We start from the raw sequence: 18,463 nt of genomic DNA, 5'->3' as shown, positions 1-18,463 counted from the left end.
CCCATGCGCCTCATTCCAATGTCCGCCACTCTGGTGGCGATGGTCGTGGCCGCGGGGACCGCTTTTGCCCAGCTCCCACCAGGTTCGGCCGGCAATGCCGGTCGAATGCCCGAAACGATGTCGCCCGGCGCCCTGCCGCCGCCCCCGACCCCGCCGCCCGCGCCCGTGATGGCACCCCCGGCGCCCTATCCCAATACACAATCCATGACGCGCGACCGCATCCAGAGCCAGGACTACAAGGTCCAGCGGCTCCAGCAGCGGCCGGACGGTTCGTGGAAGGCCGACGTCACGCGCGATGCCGTGCCGACACGCCCGCAGGGCGTGCCCAAGAAAGTCACCATCCTGCCCAACGGGCAAATGATCGAGGAATGGTGATCGGCGAGTAGTGATCGAGTGAGGGTCAGACCTGGAAAAGCAGGAACCCGCCGAAACCGACCACCATCAGCGCCGCCCCGAGATTGCGGTAGAGGCGTACGGATTGTGTGGCGAGCAGCCGTTCGTCCAACGAAGACGGATGTTCGTTGCTCGACCGCCCCGCCTTCGCCTGGACCTGACGGGCCAGAAGGCCGGCCGAAAGCTCGCTTTCCATGGGAGCGTCGGTATCGAACTCGACCAGCGTCCAGATGCCCCACATCAAGAGGCCGACGACGCCCACGCCAATAAAGCCGACATAGGCCACGGTCGCAAAGACGACCACCGAGATGAGAAACCAGAGGCTGAGCGCAACAGCCATGAGGATGGATCTGCCCGACATGCACGATCCCCTTGCGATCGTGCAATCCTACTCCTCGCGGCCGGAGCCGGCCAGCCGTACTGTCTACTGGCCCGGCTTGATGCCCGCGTCCTTGATCACCTTGGCCCACTTCGGGATGTCGGCCGCGATGGCCGCGCGGGTCTCCTCGGGCGTGCTGCCGACCAGGTCGAGACCCATCGCGGCAATCTTCTTCTTCAGTTCCGGATCGGCCAGCGCCTTCAGCGATTCCGCCCGCACCTTGTCGACGATGGGCTTGGGCAGTCCGGCCGGTCCCATCAGCGCGAACCACGACGTCGCCTCGAATCCCGGAAAGCCCTGCTCCGCCAAGGTCGGCAGATCGGGTGCCGAAGCGGTGCGCTTCAGTGACGTGACGGCAATGCCGCGCACCCGGCCGTCGCGCACCAGCGGCATGGCGGCACCTGCGTTCTGAATACCCACCGGCACGACACCGCTCATCACGTCGGTGAGGTTGGCGCCGCGGTAGGGGATATGCTCCATCTTGATCCCGGCGAGATGGGCGAACAGTTCGCCCGCGATATGCTGCGGCGTACCGACGCCCGGCGTGCCGTAGGAGAGCTTGCCGGGGTTGGCCTTGGCATAGGCGATCAGATCGGCAATCGACTTCACCGGCAGATCGTTGTTCACCACGAAGACCGACGGCATGACCAGCGAGGTCGAGATCGGCGTCAGGTCCTTCAGGGGATCGAAAGGCAGTGCCTGCATGCTGGGCAGGATCGTGATGGCGGCATTGCCCGACCACATCAGCGTGTAGCCGTCGGGCGCCGCCTTGGCGACGCGATCGACGCCGATGGCGCCGGAATTACCGGCAATGTTCTCGACCACCACCGGCTGGCCCCAGGCTTCGGTGAATTTCTGCGCGAACAGGCGCGCGGTGACGTCGGTGGCGCTGCCGGCGGTGAAGCCGACCACCAGTTTCACGGGCTTCTCGGGCCAGTTGGTTTGCGCTGCGGTGTGCTGGACGAGACCAAAGGCCAGCAGGCAGCCCGCAAGCATGCGGACGATCCAATGCATCGGTAGTTCCTCCCTGGCGTTATGTGTCGCCGTTCGATGTAGGCTATGGGATAGGCAGTCGACGATCCAGCCCGGGAGACGATGACCATGCGCAGAGCGACAGTTCGATCTCTCCTGCCACTGGCTTGCGCCGCTGCCGCCGCCTGCAGCAGCGGCTCTCCGGTCAAACCAGCAGCGGCCGAGCAGCCCGTGGCGAGCGTTCGCTACACGTGTGCGCAGAACAAGACGATCGCCGCCGAGTATTTCAACGGCCCGACACGTACGGCGCCGAACGGCCAGCCGATCCCTGGCGGCCGCGTCGACGTCTCGTTGAGCGATGGTCGGAAGCTCAGCGTGCCGCAAACCCTCTCGGGCTCGGGCATTCGCTACGCCAACGCCGACGAATCCTTCGTGTTCTGGGGCAAGGGCGACACCGCCTTCGTCGAAGAAGGCAAGACGATGACCTACACCGGCTGCGTCGCCGCGAAGAGCTAGCGGCGACCCGCCAGCGCGCGGTTCTCCAGGCGGCTGAGCAGCCGGACCACCGGCCACAGGATGAGGAAGTAGATCACCGCCGCCATGACGATGGGTGTCGGATTGTAGGTGACGCTCTGCGCCTGCCGCGCCTCGTAGAGCAGTTCCGGCACGGCGACCACGCTGCCCAGCGAGGTGAGCTTCACCACCTCCAGGGTGTTGGACAGCAGGTCGGGCAGCACGTTGCGCACGGCCTGGGGCAGCACGACGTAGCGCATCGCCTGCATGCGGCTGAGGCCCGTCGAGCGCGCCGCTTCGACCTGGCCGGCGGGTACGGAATCGATGCCGGCACGGAAGATCTCGCCGTAGTAGGAGCCGGTGTTGAGGAAGAAGGCGATGGCCACGCAGGCAAAGCCGCCCAGTTCCAGCCCTGCAAAAGGCAGGCCGGCGAACAGCAGAACCAGCAGCACCAGCGGCGGGAAGGCGCGGAAGAAATCGACCCAGGCCATCAGCGGCCAGCGCACCAGCGGATGGCGGATCGACGCCAGCAGCGCCAGGATCAGCCCGCCCAGCAGTCCCAGCGGCACCACGATCAGCGACAGGAGGATCGTGTTCCACAGGCCCGACATCACGATCGGCCAGGCCGCGACGATGATCTCGGGATTGAAGAAGGTCTGGATCATCGCGTCGCCCTCACCGCTTCCAGGCGAACTTGGTTTCGATCCAGCGGGCGGCAACGACCACCGGGAAGAACAGCACGATATAGGCCGCGGCTCCCATCATCAGCGGCGACGGATTGTAGGAATTCGACACGGCCGAACTCGCCTGCCCCAGGATCTCGGTAACGGCCACGACCGTGCCCAGCGCCGTGCCCTTGGTGATGGCGATGGTGCGGTTGGTGAGCGGCGGGATCGTGAGGCGAAAGGCCTGCGGCAGGATCACGTTGAACAGGGTCTGGCCGTAGGACAGCCCGGTCGAGCGCGAGGCCTCCCACTGGCCGCGATGGATCGACGTGATGCCGGCCCAGAAGATCTCCTCGGAGAAGGCCATCAGCACCAGGGCGAGCGACAGCCAGGTCGAGACGAAGCCCGACGGCGACGGCCCGGCATAGGGCAGCCCGAAATACATCAGGACGATGATCACCAACGGCGGCAGCGAGCGGAACAGGTCGACGATGAAGATGATCAGCCAGTTCAGCGGCCGGATGCCGAGCGAACGCAACAGCGCAAGCGCCAGGCCCGCCGCGAGGCCGGTGACGACGATCAGGAGCGCGAGCTCGATCGTGACCACCATTCCCGACAGGATGTCCGGCAGATACTTCGCCATGACCTTCGCGTTGAAGAAGGTCTCGACGAAACGGTCCCAACCACTCATCAGTGTCTCTGGATCTGCCCGATGAACGCCCGCGTGCGCTCGTGGGTCGGGCTCTCGAAGATGGCGGCCGGCGGCCCCTGCTCCACGATCAGGCCGTCGTCCATGAACACCACGCGATCGGCGGCGTTGCGGGCAAAGCCCATCTCGTGGCTGACGACGATCATGGTCATGCCCGTCTCGCGCAACGACCGCATGACCTCCAGCACCGAGCCCACCAGTTCGGGATCGAGCGCGCTGGTCGGCTCGTCGAACAGCATGACCCGCGGCTCCAGCGCAATGGAGCGCGCGATGGCGACCCGCTGCTGTTGGCCCCCGGAGAGCTGGCCCGGCGTATGGTCGGCGCGGTCGGCGAGCCCGACCCGCTCCAGCGCCTGGCGCCCGAGCGCATCGGCTTCGGCTCGGCTCTTGCCCGCCACCTTGCGCAGCGCCAGGGTCACGTTGCCCAGCGCCGTCATGTGTGGATAGAGATTGAACGATTGGAAAACCATGCCGATCCGCTGGCGGGCATGGTTGATATCGGTCCTGGGGTCGAGCATGTCGATGCCGTCGACCACCACCGAACCGGAGGAAGGCTCCTCAAGCCGGTTGAGGCAGCGGAGCAAAGTCGACTTGCCCGAGCCCGACGGTCCGATGACGAACACCAGCTCGCGTTCATCCACCTGGAGATCGACCCCCTTCAGGACATGAAGGGGGCCGAAATGTTTGTGGATGCCACGAGCTTCTACGATGTGCTTTTGGACCATTGTCCCTGATCAGCTACCGCACTTCAGTTCGTGGGGCGTGGGATCGTAACCCGGCATGCCCGGCACGCCGTAGCCAGGCGTGATCACCACGGCGAGGTCGTCGGCGTCGGGCTTCTTGCCGAACCACTTCTCGGACAGCTTGGCGATGGTGCCGTCCTTCTTCATGCAATCGAGTGCATCCTGCAGCTCGGCGCGAAGCTGCGGATTGTTCTTCGGTACGGGCGCGGCCCAGTGTGCGCGCGTCTCCTTGAGCTCGAGGTCGGCAATGAACTGCGGGTTCTTCGACGCGGCATAGACGATCGTGGTGTTGCCGCCCAGGGTGGCGTAGGCGCGGCCCGACAGCACGGCCTGCGTGGCGTCCGGCTGGGTGTCGTAGACCTGCACGGTGAAGCCGTGCTTCTCGCCCATCTCCTTGGCGAGCTTCTCGTAGGGCGTGCCCTTGTTGACGGCGACGGCCTTGCCCTTGAGGTCTTCCCAGCCCTTGATCGGCGCGCTGCCCTTCTTGATGCCGAACTGGAAGGAGGTCCAGATGTAGCCCGCCGTGAACAGCATGTTCTCGGCCCGCTCCTTGGTCACGGTGGTCGGCGCGGCGATGAAGTCGTAGCGGCCGGCCTGCATGCCCGGGATCAGGGTCGAGAAGCTCACGGCGTCGATGACGATCTCGCGCTTCATGCGCCGGGCGACCTCGTTGAACAGGTCGATCTGGAACCCTTCGACGCCGCCGCCCAGCTTGGGCATGGCGTGCGGGGCGAAGGTCCCGTCGACGCCGGTGCGCAGCGGCGGCTTCTTGTCCTGCGCCAGCGAAGGGCTTGCAGCGATCAGCGCAGCAACGGTGAACGCGACCAGACGGCGATGCAACATTTGAAGCCTTCCTTCCCTTTTCCTCGGGCCATTTCCGGCCCATTTTCCCCAGGCCGCGACGTTAGATCAGCCATTGTTGAATAGCAATTTAGAGGCCATCTTCGGCGACATGCCCGAGCCGAAACCCGACCGTATCCTGGTCATCAACCCGAACTCCACCGAAGCCGTGACCAAAGGCATCGATGTCGCGATGGACCCGTTGCGCATCAATGGCGGCCCCGTCATCGAGTGCGTCACCCTGAAGGAGGGTCCGCCCGGCATCGAAAGCCAGGCGCATGCCGAACAGGTCGTCGGCCCGATCGGTGCGATGGTCAGGAAGCGCGACAACGACTGCTCGGCCTTCGTCATCGCCTGCTATTCCGACCCGGGCCTGCATGCCGCCCGCGAACTGACGTTGAAGCCGGTCCTGGGCATCGCCGAGTGCGGCATCCTGACCGCGCTAACGCTCGGCCAGCGTTTCGGCGTGATCTCCATCCTGCGCAAATCGATCCCACGCCACCTGCGCTATGTCGGACAGATGGGGCTGAACGACCGCATGGCCGGCGACCGCGCCATCGGGCTCGGCGTCGTCGAACTCAGCGACGAGGCGCGCACCTTCAGCCGCATGGCCGAGGTCGCTGCCGAATTGCGCGACGAGGACGGCGCCGACGTGCTGATCATGGGCTGCGCCGGCATGGCGCGCTACCGCGACCGGCTGCAGCGCCATGTCGGCCTCCCCGTCGTCGAGCCCAGCCAGGCTGCCGTCTCGATGGCGATCGGGCGAGCCAGGCTGGCCTGGGGCTGACCCCTACTCCGCCGCCTCGGCCTTCACGACCGGCGCCGCGGGGAACTCCATCCGGTCGTCGGTGCGGCAGTAGCGGTCGGCGAACATGCGGCCGACCGGATGGTACTTGTCCATATGGACGCGCATTGCCTTGGGGTCCCACAGCTCATCGCGGATGTGGAAGCGCAGCCCCTCGCCGATCACAAGCTGGCGGTCGTCCTTGACGTTGATGACCTGCCAGGTCTTGCACTCCATCGACCACGGCGCATCGGCCAGCCGCGGCACCTTGATGTCGACCGACGGCGCGAGCTTCAGGCCGAGATAGTCGGGCTCGCCGACGTTCGGCGGGAAGTCACCGCTCGAATCGTGCATCACGCGCGCCAGCGGCTCGTCGGTCAGGTTGACGACGAATTCGCCCGTGCGCTCGATGTTGGTCCAGGTGTCCTTGATCCGCCCGTCGGGCCGCTTGTTGATGGCGAACATGCAGAGCGGCGGGTCTTCGGCGAAGACATTGAAGAAGCTGAAGGGTGCTGCATTGACGACGCCGGTCGGCCCAAGCGTCGTCACCCAGGCGATGGGACGCGGCAGCACGAAGGCAGTCAGGATCTTGTAGCGGTCGTGGTGGTTCACGTCGGCGGCGGCGTATTGCATGTCAGTTGCTCGGCTCCACTTTGACGCCGGCTCGTTCGGCAATGAGCTTGTAGTGCTCCGGCCGGCGGTGCTTGGCGAAGTTGAAGGTGGTGTTGCGGATGTACTCGCCGAGCGCAAGGTCGCAGTCGTAGGAGATGACCTCGTCCTCCTCGGTCGTGCCCTTGGCAACGACCTCGCCGGTCGGCGCCACGATCACGGAGCCGCCGTGCAGCCAGAAGCCGTCTTCCTTGCCGGCCTTGGCGGTGGCCACGACCCAGATGCCGTTCTGGTAGGCCGCGGCCTGCAGCGACAGCATGTGGTGGAACACGCGCAGATACGGCGGTTCGTGCGGCGCATAGACGTTGTCGCTCGGCGTGTTGTACCCCAGCACAACCATCTCGGCGCCCTTCAGACCCATGACGCGGAACGTCTCGGGCCAGCGCCGGTCGTTGCAGATGCACTGGCCGACGATCACGTCTTCCTTGAACATCTTCCAGACGTTGAAGCCGAAATCGCCGACCTCGAAGTATTTCTTCTCGAGATGTTGGTACGGCACGTTCGGACGATGATCGTCGTGGCCCGGCAGATGGACCTTGCGGTACTTGCCGACCAGCCGGCCATCGGGCCCGACCAGGATCGAGGTGTTGAAGTGGTGCGGCTTGCCGCCCTCCTCGGTGCGCTCGGCATAGCCCAGGTAGAAGCCGATGCCCTTGGAGCGCGCCAGCTCGAACAGCGGCAAGGTCTCCGGACTCGGCATCTGGCTCTCGAAGTACTTCTCGACTTCGTTCGGGTCTTCCATCCAGTAACGCGGGAAGAAGGTCGTAAGCGCCAGTTCCGGAAACACCACGAACTTCGAGCCGCGGCTGTCGGCCTCCTTCAGCATCTCCATCATGCGCTTGACCACGCTCGCGCGGCTGTCGGCGCGATGGATCGGCCCGAGCTGGGCGGACGAGACCTTCAGACGACGGGACACGTTCTTCTCTCCTCTAAAACAGTGGCTTCAGGCCGAAGCGGGACATGGCCTGCAGTTCGGGCGCGGTCTGGCCCTGCGGCTTGGCGGAATCGGGCGACGCGCAGGGCAGGAACTGCCCGGAGCCGCGCTCGGCGTTGAGCTTGCCGTCCTCGACCACGACCCGGCCGCGGCTCACCACCGTGATCGGCCAGCCCTTGAGCTGGCGGCCTTCGTAAGGGCTGTAGCCGACATTGTCGTGCAGGTCCTTCCAGCGGACCGTGACATCCTTGTCGGCGTCCCAGATGGCGAAGTCGGCGTCGGAGCCAACGGCGATGGTGCCCTTGCGCGGATAGAGGCCGTAGAGCTTGGCGTGGTTGGCCGAGGTCAGCGCCACGAACTGCTGCAGGGTGATGCGGCCCTTCTGCACGCCCTCCGAGAAGAGGATGGGCAGGCGGATTTCCAGTCCCGGCACGCCGTTGGCCATTTCCTTGAAGGTGGTCTTGTCGCCCTTGGGGATCTTGCCGCCGGCGTTGAACTGATACGGCGCGTGATCCGACGAGAAGGTCTGGAAGGTGCCGTCCTTCAGCGCGGCCCAGACTGCCTCCTGTGCCTCCGAATCGCGCGGCGGCGGGCTGCAGCACCACATGGCGCCTTCGACGCCGGGCTTGTCCATATCGTCGGCGGTCAGTGCGATGTACTGCGGGCAGGTCTCTCCAAAGATCTTCAACCCCTTCTTCTGGGCCTGGCGCAAGGTCTCGATGGCCTCGACCTCCGACATGTGCACCAGCAGCAGAGGCGCATCGACCAGACGCGCCAGCGAAATGGCCCGATTGGTCGCCTCAGCCTCGGCAACGCGCGCATGGGCGATGGCGTGGAACTTCGGCGCACCATGGCCCTGCTCGATCAGGTGATGCGCCAGCCACTGGATCATGTCGTGGTTTTCGGCGTGCACCATGACCAGCGCGCCGTCCCGGCGGGCCAGTGCCAGGATGTCCAGGATCTGGTAGTCGCTGACCTTCATCGCGTCGTAGGTCATGTAGATCTTGAACGAGGTGTAGCCGTCCCGGATCAGCGCCGGCAGTTCCTGACCCAGCACCTGCTCCGTCGGATCGGTAACGATCAGATGGAAGGCATAGTCGATCACCGCCTTGGGCGTCGCTGCCTCGTGATAGTCCTTCACCACCTGACGCAGCGACATGCCGCGATGCTGGGCGGCGAAGGGAATGACGGTCGTGGTGCCGCCGAAGGCGGCGGAGACGGTGCCGGTGTAGAAATCGTCGGCGCACATCACGCCCATGCCGGACTTCTGCTCGATGTGGCAATGGCTGTCGACGCCGCCCGGCAGGACGAACTTGCCGCCAGCGTCGATCTCGCGCGTGCCCTTGCCCTTGAGGTCGGGGCCGATCTCGACGACCTGCCCGCCCTTGACGGCGATATCGCCCTCGATCTGGCGTTCGGCGGTGACGATCTTGGCGTTGCGGACGATCAAATCGTAGTCGGCCATGTCCCTACTCCGCCGCCTTGGGCAAACGGCCGGCGCCAGCCAATCGCCTTTCGAGGCGCGCAATCAGAGAGTCTAGCTCGGCCTTGTCGGTCGCGGTCAGCGACGAGCCGGGCGCGCGCTGCTTCGGGCTCTTGATAGCGCCGCGGCGGAACAGGACTTCCTTGCGCAGCGCGAGGCCGATGGCCGGCTGCACCTCGTGGCGCACGAGCGGCAGATAGATGTCGAACAGATCCTCCGCCTCCTCGGGCTTGCCCTTGGCGAAGAGGTCGTAGACCTGCACCAGCATCTCCGGCCAGGCGAAGCCCGTCATGGCGCCGTCGGCGCCGCGCCGCATTTCCTGCGGATAGTAAAGGCCGCCATTGCCGACCAGGATCGAGACCCGGCGGCGGCCCGGCTTCTTCTCGCCTTCGCGAATGCGCGTCAGCTTGGCGAGACCCGGCGCATCCTCGTGCTTCAGCATGACGAGCTGCTTGAAGTCGTCGACCAGACGCTCGAACACGTTGGCTGGCAGATAGACGCCGGTGGTTTGCGGATAGTCCTGGTAGACGACCGGAATGTCGGGACCCAGCGCCTGGAAGACCTGCGCATAGTAATTGTAGATGCCCTCGTCGCCCTTGAGGCCCGGCGGCGGCGCTACCATGACGCCGGCGGCGCCTGCGATCATCGCCTCGTGCGAGAGACGCCGCACATTCTCAAGCCCGGCATGGCTCACGCCGACGATCACCTGGCGGCCCTGCGCGCGGCCGATCACGCGGTTGACCACGGAGATCGATTCTTCGGCCGTGAGCTTGTGCGCCTCGCCCATCATCCCGAGCAGGGTGAATCCATGTACGCCGCAGCCCAAATAAAAATCGGTCAGCGTATCGACGCTCTGCAGGTCGAGCGCACCATCGTCGGTAAACGGCGTCGCCGCGATGATGAAAACGCCTTTTGCCTGCTCATTCAGCTTGTTTGACGACATGGTCGACGCTCCTCGAGGCGCTTGCTGCAGCGATCATGCCACCCGTGGGGCGCTTGTCGAGCATCGTCGGGTCGGCCAGTGTTCTTACCCGAAGAGAAGCAAGTTTCGGACAAAAATGAACATGAAGACGACCAGGATCACCAGCCTCGACCATATCGTTGCGTGGGACGAAGCCGAACAGCGGCATGTCTACCTCGAAGACGCCGACTTCGTGTTCAGGGGCAACGAGATCGCGCATATCGGCCCGGGCTACACGGGCCCGGTCGACACGACCATCGACGGCAAGGGGATGATGGCGATTCCCGGCCTGGTGAACGTCCACAGCCATCCCTTCTCGGAGCCCGCCAACAAGGGGCTCACCGAGGAGTATGGCAGCGACAAGCTGGGTCAAAGTTCGCTCTACGAATATCTCACCGTCTTCGGTCTCAATCCCGAGGATGCCGGTCCCTCGTCGAAGGTCGCGGTGTCCGAGCTGCTGAAGAGCGGCGTCACGACCATCACCGACCTGTCGATGGCGCGCGACGGCTGGGTCGACGACCTCGCCTCGACCGGCATTCGCGCCGTCGTCTGTCCGATGATGCGCCAAGGCGTCTGGTACACCAAGAACGGCTACACCGTCGAATACGCCTGGGACGAGAAGGCCGGCGCGAAGGCCTTCGAGGCCTCGATGAAGACGCTCGACGAGGCCGCCAGACATCCGAGCGGCCGCCTCTCAGGCATGGTCGGCCCGGCGCAGATCGACACCTGCCGGGAAGGCTTCTTCAAGGAAGCGCTGCAGGAAGCGCGGCGGCGCGGCCTGCCGATGCAGACACATGCCTGCCAGGCCGTCGTCGAGTTCCACGAGATGGTCCATCGCCACGGCAAGACGCCCATCGAGTGGCTGGACTCGATCGGCGTGCTCGGCCCCGATCTCGTCATCGGCCACGGCATCTTCCTCAACGACCATCCGCAGATCCACTACCCGCACGCCAACGACTTCGAGCGCCTGCGCGATTCGGGAGCGTCGGTGGCGCACTGCCCGACGGTGTTCGCGCGTCGCGGCATGGTGATGAACTCGATCGGCCGCTACATGAACGCGGGCATCACCGTCGGCATCGGCACGGATACCTTCCCGCACAACATGCTCGATGAGATCCGGCTGAGCTGTTACCTCGCCCGCGTCTTCACCATGAACTACAAGATGGGCACGACGCGGCATGCCTTCGAGGCGGCCACGGTCGGCGGCGCCAGGATCCTGCGCCGGCCCGACCTCGGACGCCTGGCGCCGGGTTGCAAGGCCGACTTCTCATTGGTCGACATGAGCCATCCCTACATGCAGCCGGCCCACGAGCCAGTGCGCAGCTTGATCTATTCGGCGAGCGACCGCGCCATCCGCCACGTCTATGTCGACGGCACGCAAGTGGTGCACGACGGCAAGGTGCTCACGGTCGATGTCGAAGCCGCGACCGCGGGCCTGATCGAAGGCCAGCGCAAGCGGCTCGAAACGGTGAGCCAGCGCGACTGGGCCGGCCGCACCGCCGAGCAGCTCGCGCCGCCGGTCTATGGCACACGCGAACGCCTGCCGCAGTCTCGTCCGGTGACGTGACGTCGACGAAAGCCGACGTCTAAGCGTCCGGCACGCCCGAGGTCGTCGAATACTCGAAGTGCAGTGGCGTTTCGGGGCGGATCAGCGCATAGGCCGAGCGCGCCGCGATGGCGGCCTCGGAGAAGCCCGTCAGGATCAGCTTCAGCTTGCCCTGATAGGTGACGACGTCGCCGACGGCGAAGATGCCGGGCTTGCTCGTGGCCGAGGTCGACGGGTCGATCTCGATCTGGTTGCGCTCCAGCGCAAGTCCCCACTCCGCAATCGGCCCCAGCGACATCGACAGGCCGAAGAACGGCAGCAGCACGTCGGCAGCAATCTTCTTGGTGGCACCATCGAGCGTCGAAACGACCACCGACGAGAGATGGCCTGCAGTCCCTTCGAGGCCATGAAGTTGATAGGGCACGACAAGGTCGATCTTGCCGGCCTTCGCCAGCGCCTTCAGCCGCGCTTCGCTCTCCGGCGCGGCGCGGAACCGATCGCGGCGATGGACCACCGTCACGCGACTCGCGACCTCGGCCAGGGACAGCGCCCAGTCGACCGCCGTATCGCCGCCACCCGCAATCACCACCTTGCGGCCGCTGAAGGTCTCGCGGTGCGTCACGTAATAGAAAACGCTCTTGCCTTCGTAGGCTTCGATGCCGTCGAGCGGCGGCCGGTTGGGACCGAAGGCGCCGACGCCGGCGGCGATGATCACCGCCTTGGCCTGCAGCACCGTGCCCTTGGAGGTCGTGACCCGCCAGAAGCCGCCGGTCAGCGGCTCGACCGCCTGGACCTGCTGGCCGAGATGGTAGACAGGGCGAAAGGGCGAGGCCTGCGCCTTCAGGCGGACGATCAGTTCGGCCGCTTCGATGCGCGGAAAGCCCGGGATGTCGTAGATCGGTTTTTCGGGATAGAGCGCCGTGCATTGCCCGCCGGCATCGTCGAGCACGTCGACGACATGGCAGTTGAGGCGAACCATGCCGCACTCGAACACGGTGAAGAGGCCCACGGGCCCCGCGCCTATGATAACGACGTCGGTCTGGTGCGTATGTCCGTTGGCCATGATCCTAAACTGGCGCAGACCGCGCGCAAATGAAAGGCCCCCGGCTGTGATGGACCGGGGGCCAGAATTTGGTAGCTGGGGGCGGACTTGAACCGCCGACCCCGGCATTATGAGTGCCGTGCTCTAACCAGCTGAGCTACCCAGCCATGGGTGCGCGCTTTTATGCGGCGCCGCAGTGCCCTGTCAAGAAAGGCGAATTCGCTTCCCGACCCGTCAGCGGCAGGCCGTTATCGCGGCGCCGTCGAGCCTGTCTGCAGGCTGCCCGAGAAAATCCAGAATGGTGGGCGCAATGTCGACCAGACTGGTCGTGCGCTCGATGCGGCCCTGGCCGAAATCGGCATGCGCGATTACCAGGAACGGCCGCGTTTCCTGCGGCCCCAGCCCGCCATGATGACCGCAGCCGATCTCCGGCGGACCCTCTCCGTCCTCGACCAGCCAGCGCGTTCCCGCGACGCCGTAGCCGTTGTGCTCGTCGTGACGCGCCGTGTCGACGGCCGCGACCAGCATCGTTCCGGAGAGTCCCGTGGCCGCCAGCGCCTCGCCGGTGAGGATCGCGCCGGCCCACGGCTCCTTGTGCATGCGCGGCAACACCTCGTCGAGCGCGGGCCTCGCCTTTTCCGTGGCGTAGATCAGACCGCTGGTGCCCTGCGAGGCGACGGCGATCCGGCCGTGCCGCAGCTCGGCCTCCAGACCATTGTCCGACAGCCAGCGGCCGACATGCACGGAGCGGCCGACCGTCTCGTGCCCATGATCCGAGCCCACCAGTATCAGCGTGTCGAAGCGATCCTCGTGCGCCCGCACCGCGTCGAGAACTTCCGACACCAGCCCGTCCGTCACCTTCAGGGCGTGCAGATGCTCGGGCGAGCCCAGCGGCTCGTGATGCGAGGTGAGGTCCGGATTGGCCAGCCACAGGACAGCGAGCGCCTGCGCCTCCGACGGCACGACCTCGGCACAGAAGCGTCGCGTCATCTCGATGTCGCCGGCGAGATCGTGCGTAACGGCGAGATGCGCAGCGCCCGTGAGCGCCGCCCCTCCGGGAGCGAAGGAGCCGGCGCGATGCAGCACGGTTCCAAAATGATCGGGATCGAGGAAGTAGGCCGCACCGGGCGACACATTCGAGTAGGCCACCTGTCCGCCGCACGAGACCAGCCGCTCGGCAAGCGTCGGCACGCGCAACGTCCGGCCCGTCGCCTGCCGCATGGTCTGCCGGAAAGTCGGCGCGCCGACATTGTGCACGGTGAGCCGACCATCCTCGAACAGCGCCATCTGGTTGCCTTCGAGCCCGTGCCGCGCCGGATGGCAGCCGGTGGCGATGGACGCCGCCGAGACGCGCGTCACCGAGGGGAATACCGCGCGGTGGTCGCCGGCGCTGCGATGCGCGGCCTGCAAGCGCGCCAGCGTCGGCGTCCGCTCCGCATCGATCCATTCTGCACCGAGGCCATCGCAGACGATCAGGATGGCCCGGCGGCGGCGGGAAGAAGTCATGCCGGCATGATAGGCAATGCCGCGCCCGAGGCCATCGTCATTCCGCCTGTATGCCGGCTTCCGAAACGATCCTGTCGCTCTTCGCGACTTCCGCGCGGACGAACTGCCGGAACTGCTCGGGCGTCGAGCCTGCCGGAACGGCACCCTGATCGCGCAGGGCGGCCTGCACGTCGCTGGCGGCCAGGGCGGCAACCAAGCCATCGTGCAGGCGATCCACAATTTCCTTCGGCGTTCCCTTCGGCACGGCAACACCGACCCAGGTGTTGAACTCATAGCCGGGGAAGCCGAGCTCAGCCATCGTCGGAACATCGGGCAAGGCTTCCGACCGCTTCGACGACGTCACGGCAAGCGCGCGCAGCTTGCCCGACCGAACGAGAGGAACCGCCGGCGGTACGCTGCTCACCGCCATGTTGAGATGGCCACCAACGGCATCCTGCACCAGCGGTCCCGAGCCCTTGTAGGGAACATGAAGGAACTTCGCCTTCGCCATGGTCGAGAGAAGCTCGGCGGCGAGATGCTGGGGGCTGCCGCTGCCGATGGAGCCGTAGCTGATCGTATCCGGCTTTGCCCGCGCCGCGTCGATGAGCTGGCCTAGCGACTGGGAGGTCGCGGCAGGTGCCACGAACACCAGGGGAAATGTCGCGAGGAGACTGACTGGCTCGAAGTCGTTCCGCGGATCGTAGGTCATGTTCTTGAACAGGCTGGCGTTGATCGCCATCTCGCTCGCCGCGCCGAACAAGACCGTGTAGCCGTCGGGCGTGCTCTTCGCGACACTCCCCGCCCCGATCATTCCCGTGGCACCCGGCTTGTTCTCGATGACAACGGATTGCCCCAGAAATTCCGAGAGCCTCTGAGCCATCGCTCGCCCGGTGATGTCCGTGCCGCCGCCGGGCGGATAAGGGATGATTAGCTTGACCGGCTTGACGGGATAGAGCGCCGGCTGCGCCATCGCGAGAGACGGCGCGGCACCAAGGGCGAAGAGGCCGGCGGCGATACGGAGCTGTTGGCGCCGCGTGAGGAGGCTGTGGGATCGATCATCGTGCATCCGGGCCTTATCGGAGCGACCCGTGACGCGGCAATGACAGCTGCCTGTGACCTATTTTTCTTTCATCGAACGCGCGTCCCACAGACGCACGATGTAGCCGTCGGGATCGTGCAGCTCGGCGCCGTATCCCCAGAAGGCCTTTTGCGGTCCGTGGACGAAAGCGACGCCACGTTTCGACCATTCGGCATGCGTTGCATCGACGTCGTCGACCTGGAACCAGAGTGCAGTGCCGCCTGCTGTGACCGGCGATTCTGACTCCTGCAGGAAGATCGCAAAGCCGTCGCCATCCTGCGGCGCCACCGTGCGCTGATCTGGGACTTCGAATTCGACCTTGAGGCCGAGCGTTGACATGTACCAATCACGCGACCGGTCGAGATTGCTGACCGGAAGGTTGAGGTGATCGAACTTCATCATCGCTAGAACCTCTTGATGAACCCTCCTCCCAACACACGGCTGCCGGTGGCGGCGTCGTAAACGACGCAAGCCTGACCGGGGGACACGCCGATCTCAGGTTCAGCAAAGCGCACGATGGCACCTGCCTCTGTCAGCTCGACGGTCGCCGCGCGCAGCGTCTGGCTGGAGCGAACGCGGACCAGCACGTCCAATGCTCCCGACGTTGCGGGACCGATCCAATTTACGTCGTAGAGCGCGATCTCGTCCCGGCCGAGCGCGCTGCGCGGACCGACCACGACACGTCGTGTCTCCGGCTCCAGCCGCACGACATAGAGCGGATCGTTGTCGGTGCCCTCGCGGCCGCCCAGCGCGAGGCCGCGACGCTGGCCGACGGTGAAGCGCACGATGCCTTCGTGGCGGCCGACCACCCTCCCCGTCATGTCGACGATCTCGCCGGGCTCGACCGCCTCGGGCCGCAGCTTCTGCACCACCGAAGCGTAATCTCCGTTCGGCACGAAACAGATGTCCTGGCTGTCGGGCTTGTCGGCGACGGCGAGGTCGAAGCGCTCGGCCAGGGCGCGCGTCTCGCTCTTGGGCAGATCACCCAGAGGGAAACGCAGGAAGTCGAGCTGTTCGCGCGTCGTGCCGAACAGGAAATAGCTCTGATCGCGCGCCGGGTCGGCGCCGCGGTGCAGCTCCGGCCCCGCCTCGCCCGCGACGCGGCGGACATAGTGACCTGTCGCCAGCGCCTCAGCGCCGAGGTCGCGCGCCGTCTTCAGGAGGTCGCGGAACTTCACCGTTCGATTGCAGGCGATGCAGGGCACCGGCGTCTCGCCACGCGCATAGGCATCGGCGAAGGACTCCATCACCTCGTTGCGGAAGCGGCTTTCGTAGTCGAGCACGTAGTGCGGCATGCCGAGGCGGTCGGCGACCTGCCGGGCATCGCGGATATCCTGGCCGGCGCAGCAGGCGCCCGCCTTCCCGACCGCCACGCCGTGGTCGTAAAGTTGCAGGGTGACCCCCACTACATCGTAGCCCTGATCCTTCAGCAGCGCCGCAGTTACCGACGAATCGACGCCGCCCGACATCGCCACCACCACGCGGGTGTCGCCGGGCGCCTTGTCGAGACCGAGGGAATTGCGGGCCATAAGGGGGCCTATATAGGGCCGCCGGATCGGCAACAACAGGGCCGGAAGACGCGTTGTCGTCGACCATGCGCGACCACGAACCTGCCATCCGGCGCTTTTTCGAGGCCTATCAGGCCCGCATGAACGACGCCCTGAAAGCCCCGCCCAGGGTCGATATCCCGGGGGCGCTCGCCGCTTTCGCCAAATATTTCGTCGGAAGCGATCCCCGGCGGGTCTCCGACGGACGCAACGGCTGGCTCCTGCGGTTCATGATCCCGCGCGGCTATGCCTTCTACCGGAAGATCGGCACGGAACGCATGGAAGTGCGCGCGCTCAAGGTGACGCCGCTCGACGATTTCCACGCCATGGCCAAGACGAGCTGGTGGTCGAGCTATCGCAAGAAATCCGGCGAACGGGTCGAGATCGAGTTCGACAACATTTACCTGCTGCGCATCCCCGATGGGCATGCGCCGGAAATCTTCGCCTACGTCACGGGCGATGAACAGCAGGTGCTGAAGGATCACGGCCTCGTCTGAGGCCGCCGCCGGTCAGTCGCGCCGGCGGCCGGTGTCGCGCACGACCTTGGCGACGCCGTTACGGTCATAGACGATCGCCACGCGGTCGCCCATCTGGATGTCGCCGTCGTCGTACTGCGCCACCGTCACGCGCTGGCCGTCGTCGCGCTGCACCGTGATTTCGATACCGCGGCGTGTAGATTCCTGGTCAATGGCCGTACCGGCAATGGCGCCGCCGACCGCGCCCAGCACGCCGCCCACGACCGCGCCGCCCACCGAATTGGAGATCGCGCCGCCCGCCGCCGCACCGCCGATGGCGCCGACCGTACCGCCGATCATCGTGCCGTCGTTCATGCCGCCGCGCTGGCCGCGGACGCGGACCTCGCGAATCGACACCACACGTCCGGTCTCGCCGCGATAGCTGGCACCCTGCGCCGACGTATTGACGACACCCGGCTGGACCGCACCGCTGCTGCCGTTACAGGCACCCAGGCTGGCTGCGAGCGCAACCGGAACCAAGAGGGCCAGCGCCCGTTTGCCGATCCATTTGCCGAACATCCGATGACGACCTTTCACTAAACTCTACGAAACCACTCTAGCGATTCAGTCGGGGGTGCGGGAAGTGTCTCGCACGGCCCGGGCAACACCCCGGCCGTCCTGCACGATCTGCACCCGGTCGCCGAGCTGCACGTCGCCGTCGTCGCGCTGGGCAATGGTGACGTTCTGGCCGTCGTCGCGCTGGACCACGACCTCGATGCCGCGTCCTGCCCCCTGCTGGCCGTCGAAGATGTTGCCGGCGATGGCCCCGCCGACTGCGCCGAGCAGCAAGCCGACCAGGCTACTGCCGACGGTCTGGCCGACGGCACCGCCGATGGCCGCGCCCGCCGCGGCGCCCAGGAACCCGCCGGTCATGGTTCCCTGGCCACTGCCTTGATAGCCGCCACCCCCGCCCTGCAGGGCGATCTCGCGGATCGACACGACCCGGCCCGGTCCGGCCACCGCGCCGTTATAGGCGGTACCTGCCGTCGGCGGCGGAACGCTGGACGAGGTCGTAACGACGCCGGGCTGGCCCGCCGTCGTGTGGACAATGCCAGGTTGGACGGCGTTGGATGCACAAGCCCCCAGCCCCACCGCCAAGATCAGCGGCAGCAGCACAGGGCGCCCCTTTTTCACGATCATAGACGGCCTCCGGAGACCGAGCAAAATCGCCGTTATTTTCGACTAAATTGCGGCGTCGAGCCAGC

Annotated in this window: 22 protein-coding genes and 1 tRNA gene; 5 read left to right on the top strand and 18 right to left on the bottom strand. The window is 65.9% G+C overall.

What is annotated here, in order from left to right:
* Window positions 1-3 precede the first annotated feature (3 nt).
* Complete coding sequence (locus BN60_RS08585) at window positions 4-375, top strand: hypothetical protein (RefSeq protein ID WP_020695614.1); 372 nt, start codon at window positions 4-6, stop codon at window positions 373-375.
* Between the two features lie 25 nt (window positions 376-400).
* On the opposite strand, the gene BN60_RS08580 is transcribed toward BN60_RS08585, so the two are convergent.
* Together BN60_RS08580 and BN60_RS08575 are read right to left on the bottom strand one after the other, a co-directional pair.
* The gene (locus BN60_RS08580; RefSeq protein WP_020695613.1) at window positions 401-754 is read right to left on the bottom strand and encodes a hypothetical protein; all 354 of its coding nucleotides are present in this window, start codon (window positions 752-754) and stop codon (window positions 401-403) included.
* Between the two features lie 63 nt (window positions 755-817).
* Window positions 818-1,786 carry a Bug family tripartite tricarboxylate transporter substrate binding protein gene (locus tag BN60_RS08575; protein ID WP_020695612.1) on the bottom strand — a complete coding sequence of 323 codons (969 nt, stop codon included), beginning with the start codon at window positions 1,784-1,786 and terminating at the stop codon, window positions 818-820.
* 189 nt (window positions 1,787-1,975) lie between these two features.
* Here BN60_RS08575 and BN60_RS08570 point away from each other — a divergent pair, with 189 nt between their 5' ends.
* Entirely contained in the window at window positions 1,976-2,260 is a 285-nt protein-coding gene (locus BN60_RS08570) for an MliC family protein (RefSeq protein WP_020695611.1), read from the top strand.
* On the opposite strand, the gene BN60_RS08565 is transcribed toward BN60_RS08570, so the two are convergent.
* The 4 genes from BN60_RS08565 to BN60_RS08550 are packed head-to-tail and all read right to left on the bottom strand — an operon-like array spanning window position 2,257 to window position 5,217.
* Window positions 2,257-2,922: an amino acid ABC transporter permease gene (locus BN60_RS08565; RefSeq protein WP_020695610.1), complete on the bottom strand. Its 666-nt coding sequence runs from the start codon at window positions 2,920-2,922 to the stop codon at window positions 2,257-2,259. The two genes, BN60_RS08570 and BN60_RS08565, sit on opposite strands and share 4 nt — an antisense overlap.
* A 10-nt stretch (window positions 2,923-2,932) precedes the next feature.
* Window positions 2,933-3,613, bottom strand: coding sequence for an amino acid ABC transporter permease (locus tag BN60_RS08560; protein WP_020695609.1), 681 nt, complete (start codon window positions 3,611-3,613; stop codon window positions 2,933-2,935).
* The gene (locus BN60_RS08555; protein WP_020695608.1) at window positions 3,613-4,356 is read right to left on the bottom strand and encodes an amino acid ABC transporter ATP-binding protein; all 744 of its coding nucleotides are present in this window, start codon (window positions 4,354-4,356) and stop codon (window positions 3,613-3,615) included. Before BN60_RS08555 ends, BN60_RS08560 begins: the two co-directional genes overlap by 1 nt.
* A 9-nt stretch (window positions 4,357-4,365) precedes the next feature.
* Window positions 4,366-5,217: a transporter substrate-binding domain-containing protein gene (locus tag BN60_RS08550; protein WP_020695607.1), complete on the bottom strand. Its 852-nt coding sequence runs from the start codon at window positions 5,215-5,217 to the stop codon at window positions 4,366-4,368.
* A 109-nt stretch (window positions 5,218-5,326) separates the two neighbouring features.
* Between BN60_RS08550 and BN60_RS08545 the strand changes: the two genes are divergently transcribed.
* Complete coding sequence (locus tag BN60_RS08545; protein ID WP_020695606.1) at window positions 5,327-6,001, top strand: aspartate/glutamate racemase family protein; 675 nt, start codon at window positions 5,327-5,329, stop codon at window positions 5,999-6,001.
* 3 nt (window positions 6,002-6,004) lie between these two features.
* On the opposite strand, the gene BN60_RS08540 is transcribed toward BN60_RS08545, so the two are convergent.
* From BN60_RS08540 to BN60_RS08525, 4 genes are read right to left on the bottom strand one after another with little or no spacing between them, the layout of a single operon-like run.
* Window positions 6,005-6,631: a flavin reductase family protein gene (locus BN60_RS08540; protein WP_020695605.1), complete on the bottom strand. Its 627-nt coding sequence runs from the start codon at window positions 6,629-6,631 to the stop codon at window positions 6,005-6,007.
* 1 nt (window position 6,632) lies between these two features.
* Window positions 6,633-7,583 (bottom strand): N-carbamoyl-D-amino-acid hydrolase, encoded by a 951-nt coding sequence (locus tag BN60_RS08535; protein WP_020695604.1) that lies wholly within the window; start codon window positions 7,581-7,583, stop codon window positions 6,633-6,635.
* Window positions 7,584-7,596: 13 nt separating this feature from the next.
* On the bottom strand, window positions 7,597-9,066 hold the full coding sequence (gene hydA, locus BN60_RS08530; protein WP_020695603.1) for a dihydropyrimidinase: 1,470 nt from the start codon (window positions 9,064-9,066) through the stop codon (window positions 7,597-7,599).
* Window positions 9,067-9,070: 4 nt separating this feature from the next.
* Window positions 9,071-10,027 (bottom strand): dihydrodipicolinate synthase family protein, encoded by a 957-nt coding sequence (locus BN60_RS08525; protein ID WP_020695602.1) that lies wholly within the window; start codon window positions 10,025-10,027, stop codon window positions 9,071-9,073.
* 121 nt (window positions 10,028-10,148) lie between these two features.
* Here BN60_RS08525 and BN60_RS08520 point away from each other — a divergent pair, with 121 nt between their 5' ends.
* The gene (locus BN60_RS08520) at window positions 10,149-11,612 is read left to right on the top strand and encodes an amidohydrolase family protein (protein WP_043285141.1); all 1,464 of its coding nucleotides are present in this window, start codon (window positions 10,149-10,151) and stop codon (window positions 11,610-11,612) included.
* A 19-nt stretch (window positions 11,613-11,631) separates the two neighbouring features.
* On the opposite strand, the gene BN60_RS08515 is transcribed toward BN60_RS08520, so the two are convergent.
* From BN60_RS08515 to mnmA, 6 genes are all read right to left on the bottom strand, one after another.
* A complete protein-coding gene (locus tag BN60_RS08515) occupies window positions 11,632-12,654 on the bottom strand; it encodes an NAD(P)/FAD-dependent oxidoreductase (RefSeq protein ID WP_020695600.1) in 1,023 nt (340 codons plus the stop codon).
* Between the two features lie 69 nt (window positions 12,655-12,723).
* Window positions 12,724-12,800 (bottom strand) — tRNA-Met (locus BN60_RS08510).
* Between the two features lie 67 nt (window positions 12,801-12,867).
* Window positions 12,868-14,139: an alkaline phosphatase family protein gene (locus BN60_RS08505; RefSeq protein WP_020695599.1), complete on the bottom strand. Its 1,272-nt coding sequence runs from the start codon at window positions 14,137-14,139 to the stop codon at window positions 12,868-12,870.
* A gap of 37 nt (window positions 14,140-14,176) precedes the next feature.
* Window positions 14,177-15,184 (bottom strand): Bug family tripartite tricarboxylate transporter substrate binding protein, encoded by a 1,008-nt coding sequence (locus BN60_RS08500; RefSeq protein ID WP_020695598.1) that lies wholly within the window; start codon window positions 15,182-15,184, stop codon window positions 14,177-14,179.
* Between the two features lie 51 nt (window positions 15,185-15,235).
* Complete coding sequence (locus tag BN60_RS08495) at window positions 15,236-15,598, bottom strand: VOC family protein (protein WP_020695597.1); 363 nt, start codon at window positions 15,596-15,598, stop codon at window positions 15,236-15,238.
* Between the two features lie 2 nt (window positions 15,599-15,600).
* Window positions 15,601-16,725, bottom strand: coding sequence for a tRNA 2-thiouridine(34) synthase MnmA (gene mnmA / locus BN60_RS08490; protein WP_020695596.1), 1,125 nt, complete (start codon window positions 16,723-16,725; stop codon window positions 15,601-15,603).
* Window positions 16,726-16,778: 53 nt separating this feature from the next.
* Here mnmA and BN60_RS08485 point away from each other — a divergent pair, with 53 nt between their 5' ends.
* On the top strand, window positions 16,779-17,240 hold the full coding sequence (locus BN60_RS08485) for a hypothetical protein (protein ID WP_177324785.1): 462 nt from the start codon (window positions 16,779-16,781) through the stop codon (window positions 17,238-17,240).
* Between the two features lie 12 nt (window positions 17,241-17,252).
* Here the strand turns inward: BN60_RS08485 and BN60_RS30775 are convergent, their stop codons facing one another.
* Complete coding sequence (locus tag BN60_RS30775; RefSeq protein WP_215905893.1) at window positions 17,253-17,795, bottom strand: hypothetical protein; 543 nt, start codon at window positions 17,793-17,795, stop codon at window positions 17,253-17,255.
* A gap of 27 nt (window positions 17,796-17,822) precedes the next feature.
* Window positions 17,823-18,398 carry a hypothetical protein gene (locus BN60_RS28740; protein ID WP_020695593.1) on the bottom strand — a complete coding sequence of 192 codons (576 nt, stop codon included), beginning with the start codon at window positions 18,396-18,398 and terminating at the stop codon, window positions 17,823-17,825.
* Window positions 18,399-18,463 lie beyond the last annotated feature (65 nt).

It is taken from the genome of Reyranella massiliensis 521, assembly GCF_000312425.1.
Lineage (GTDB): Bacteria > Pseudomonadota > Alphaproteobacteria > Reyranellales > Reyranellaceae > Reyranella > Reyranella massiliensis.
Note: the sequence above shows the minus strand (reverse complement) of the source record. Positions and strands in the feature narration are given on the sequence as shown.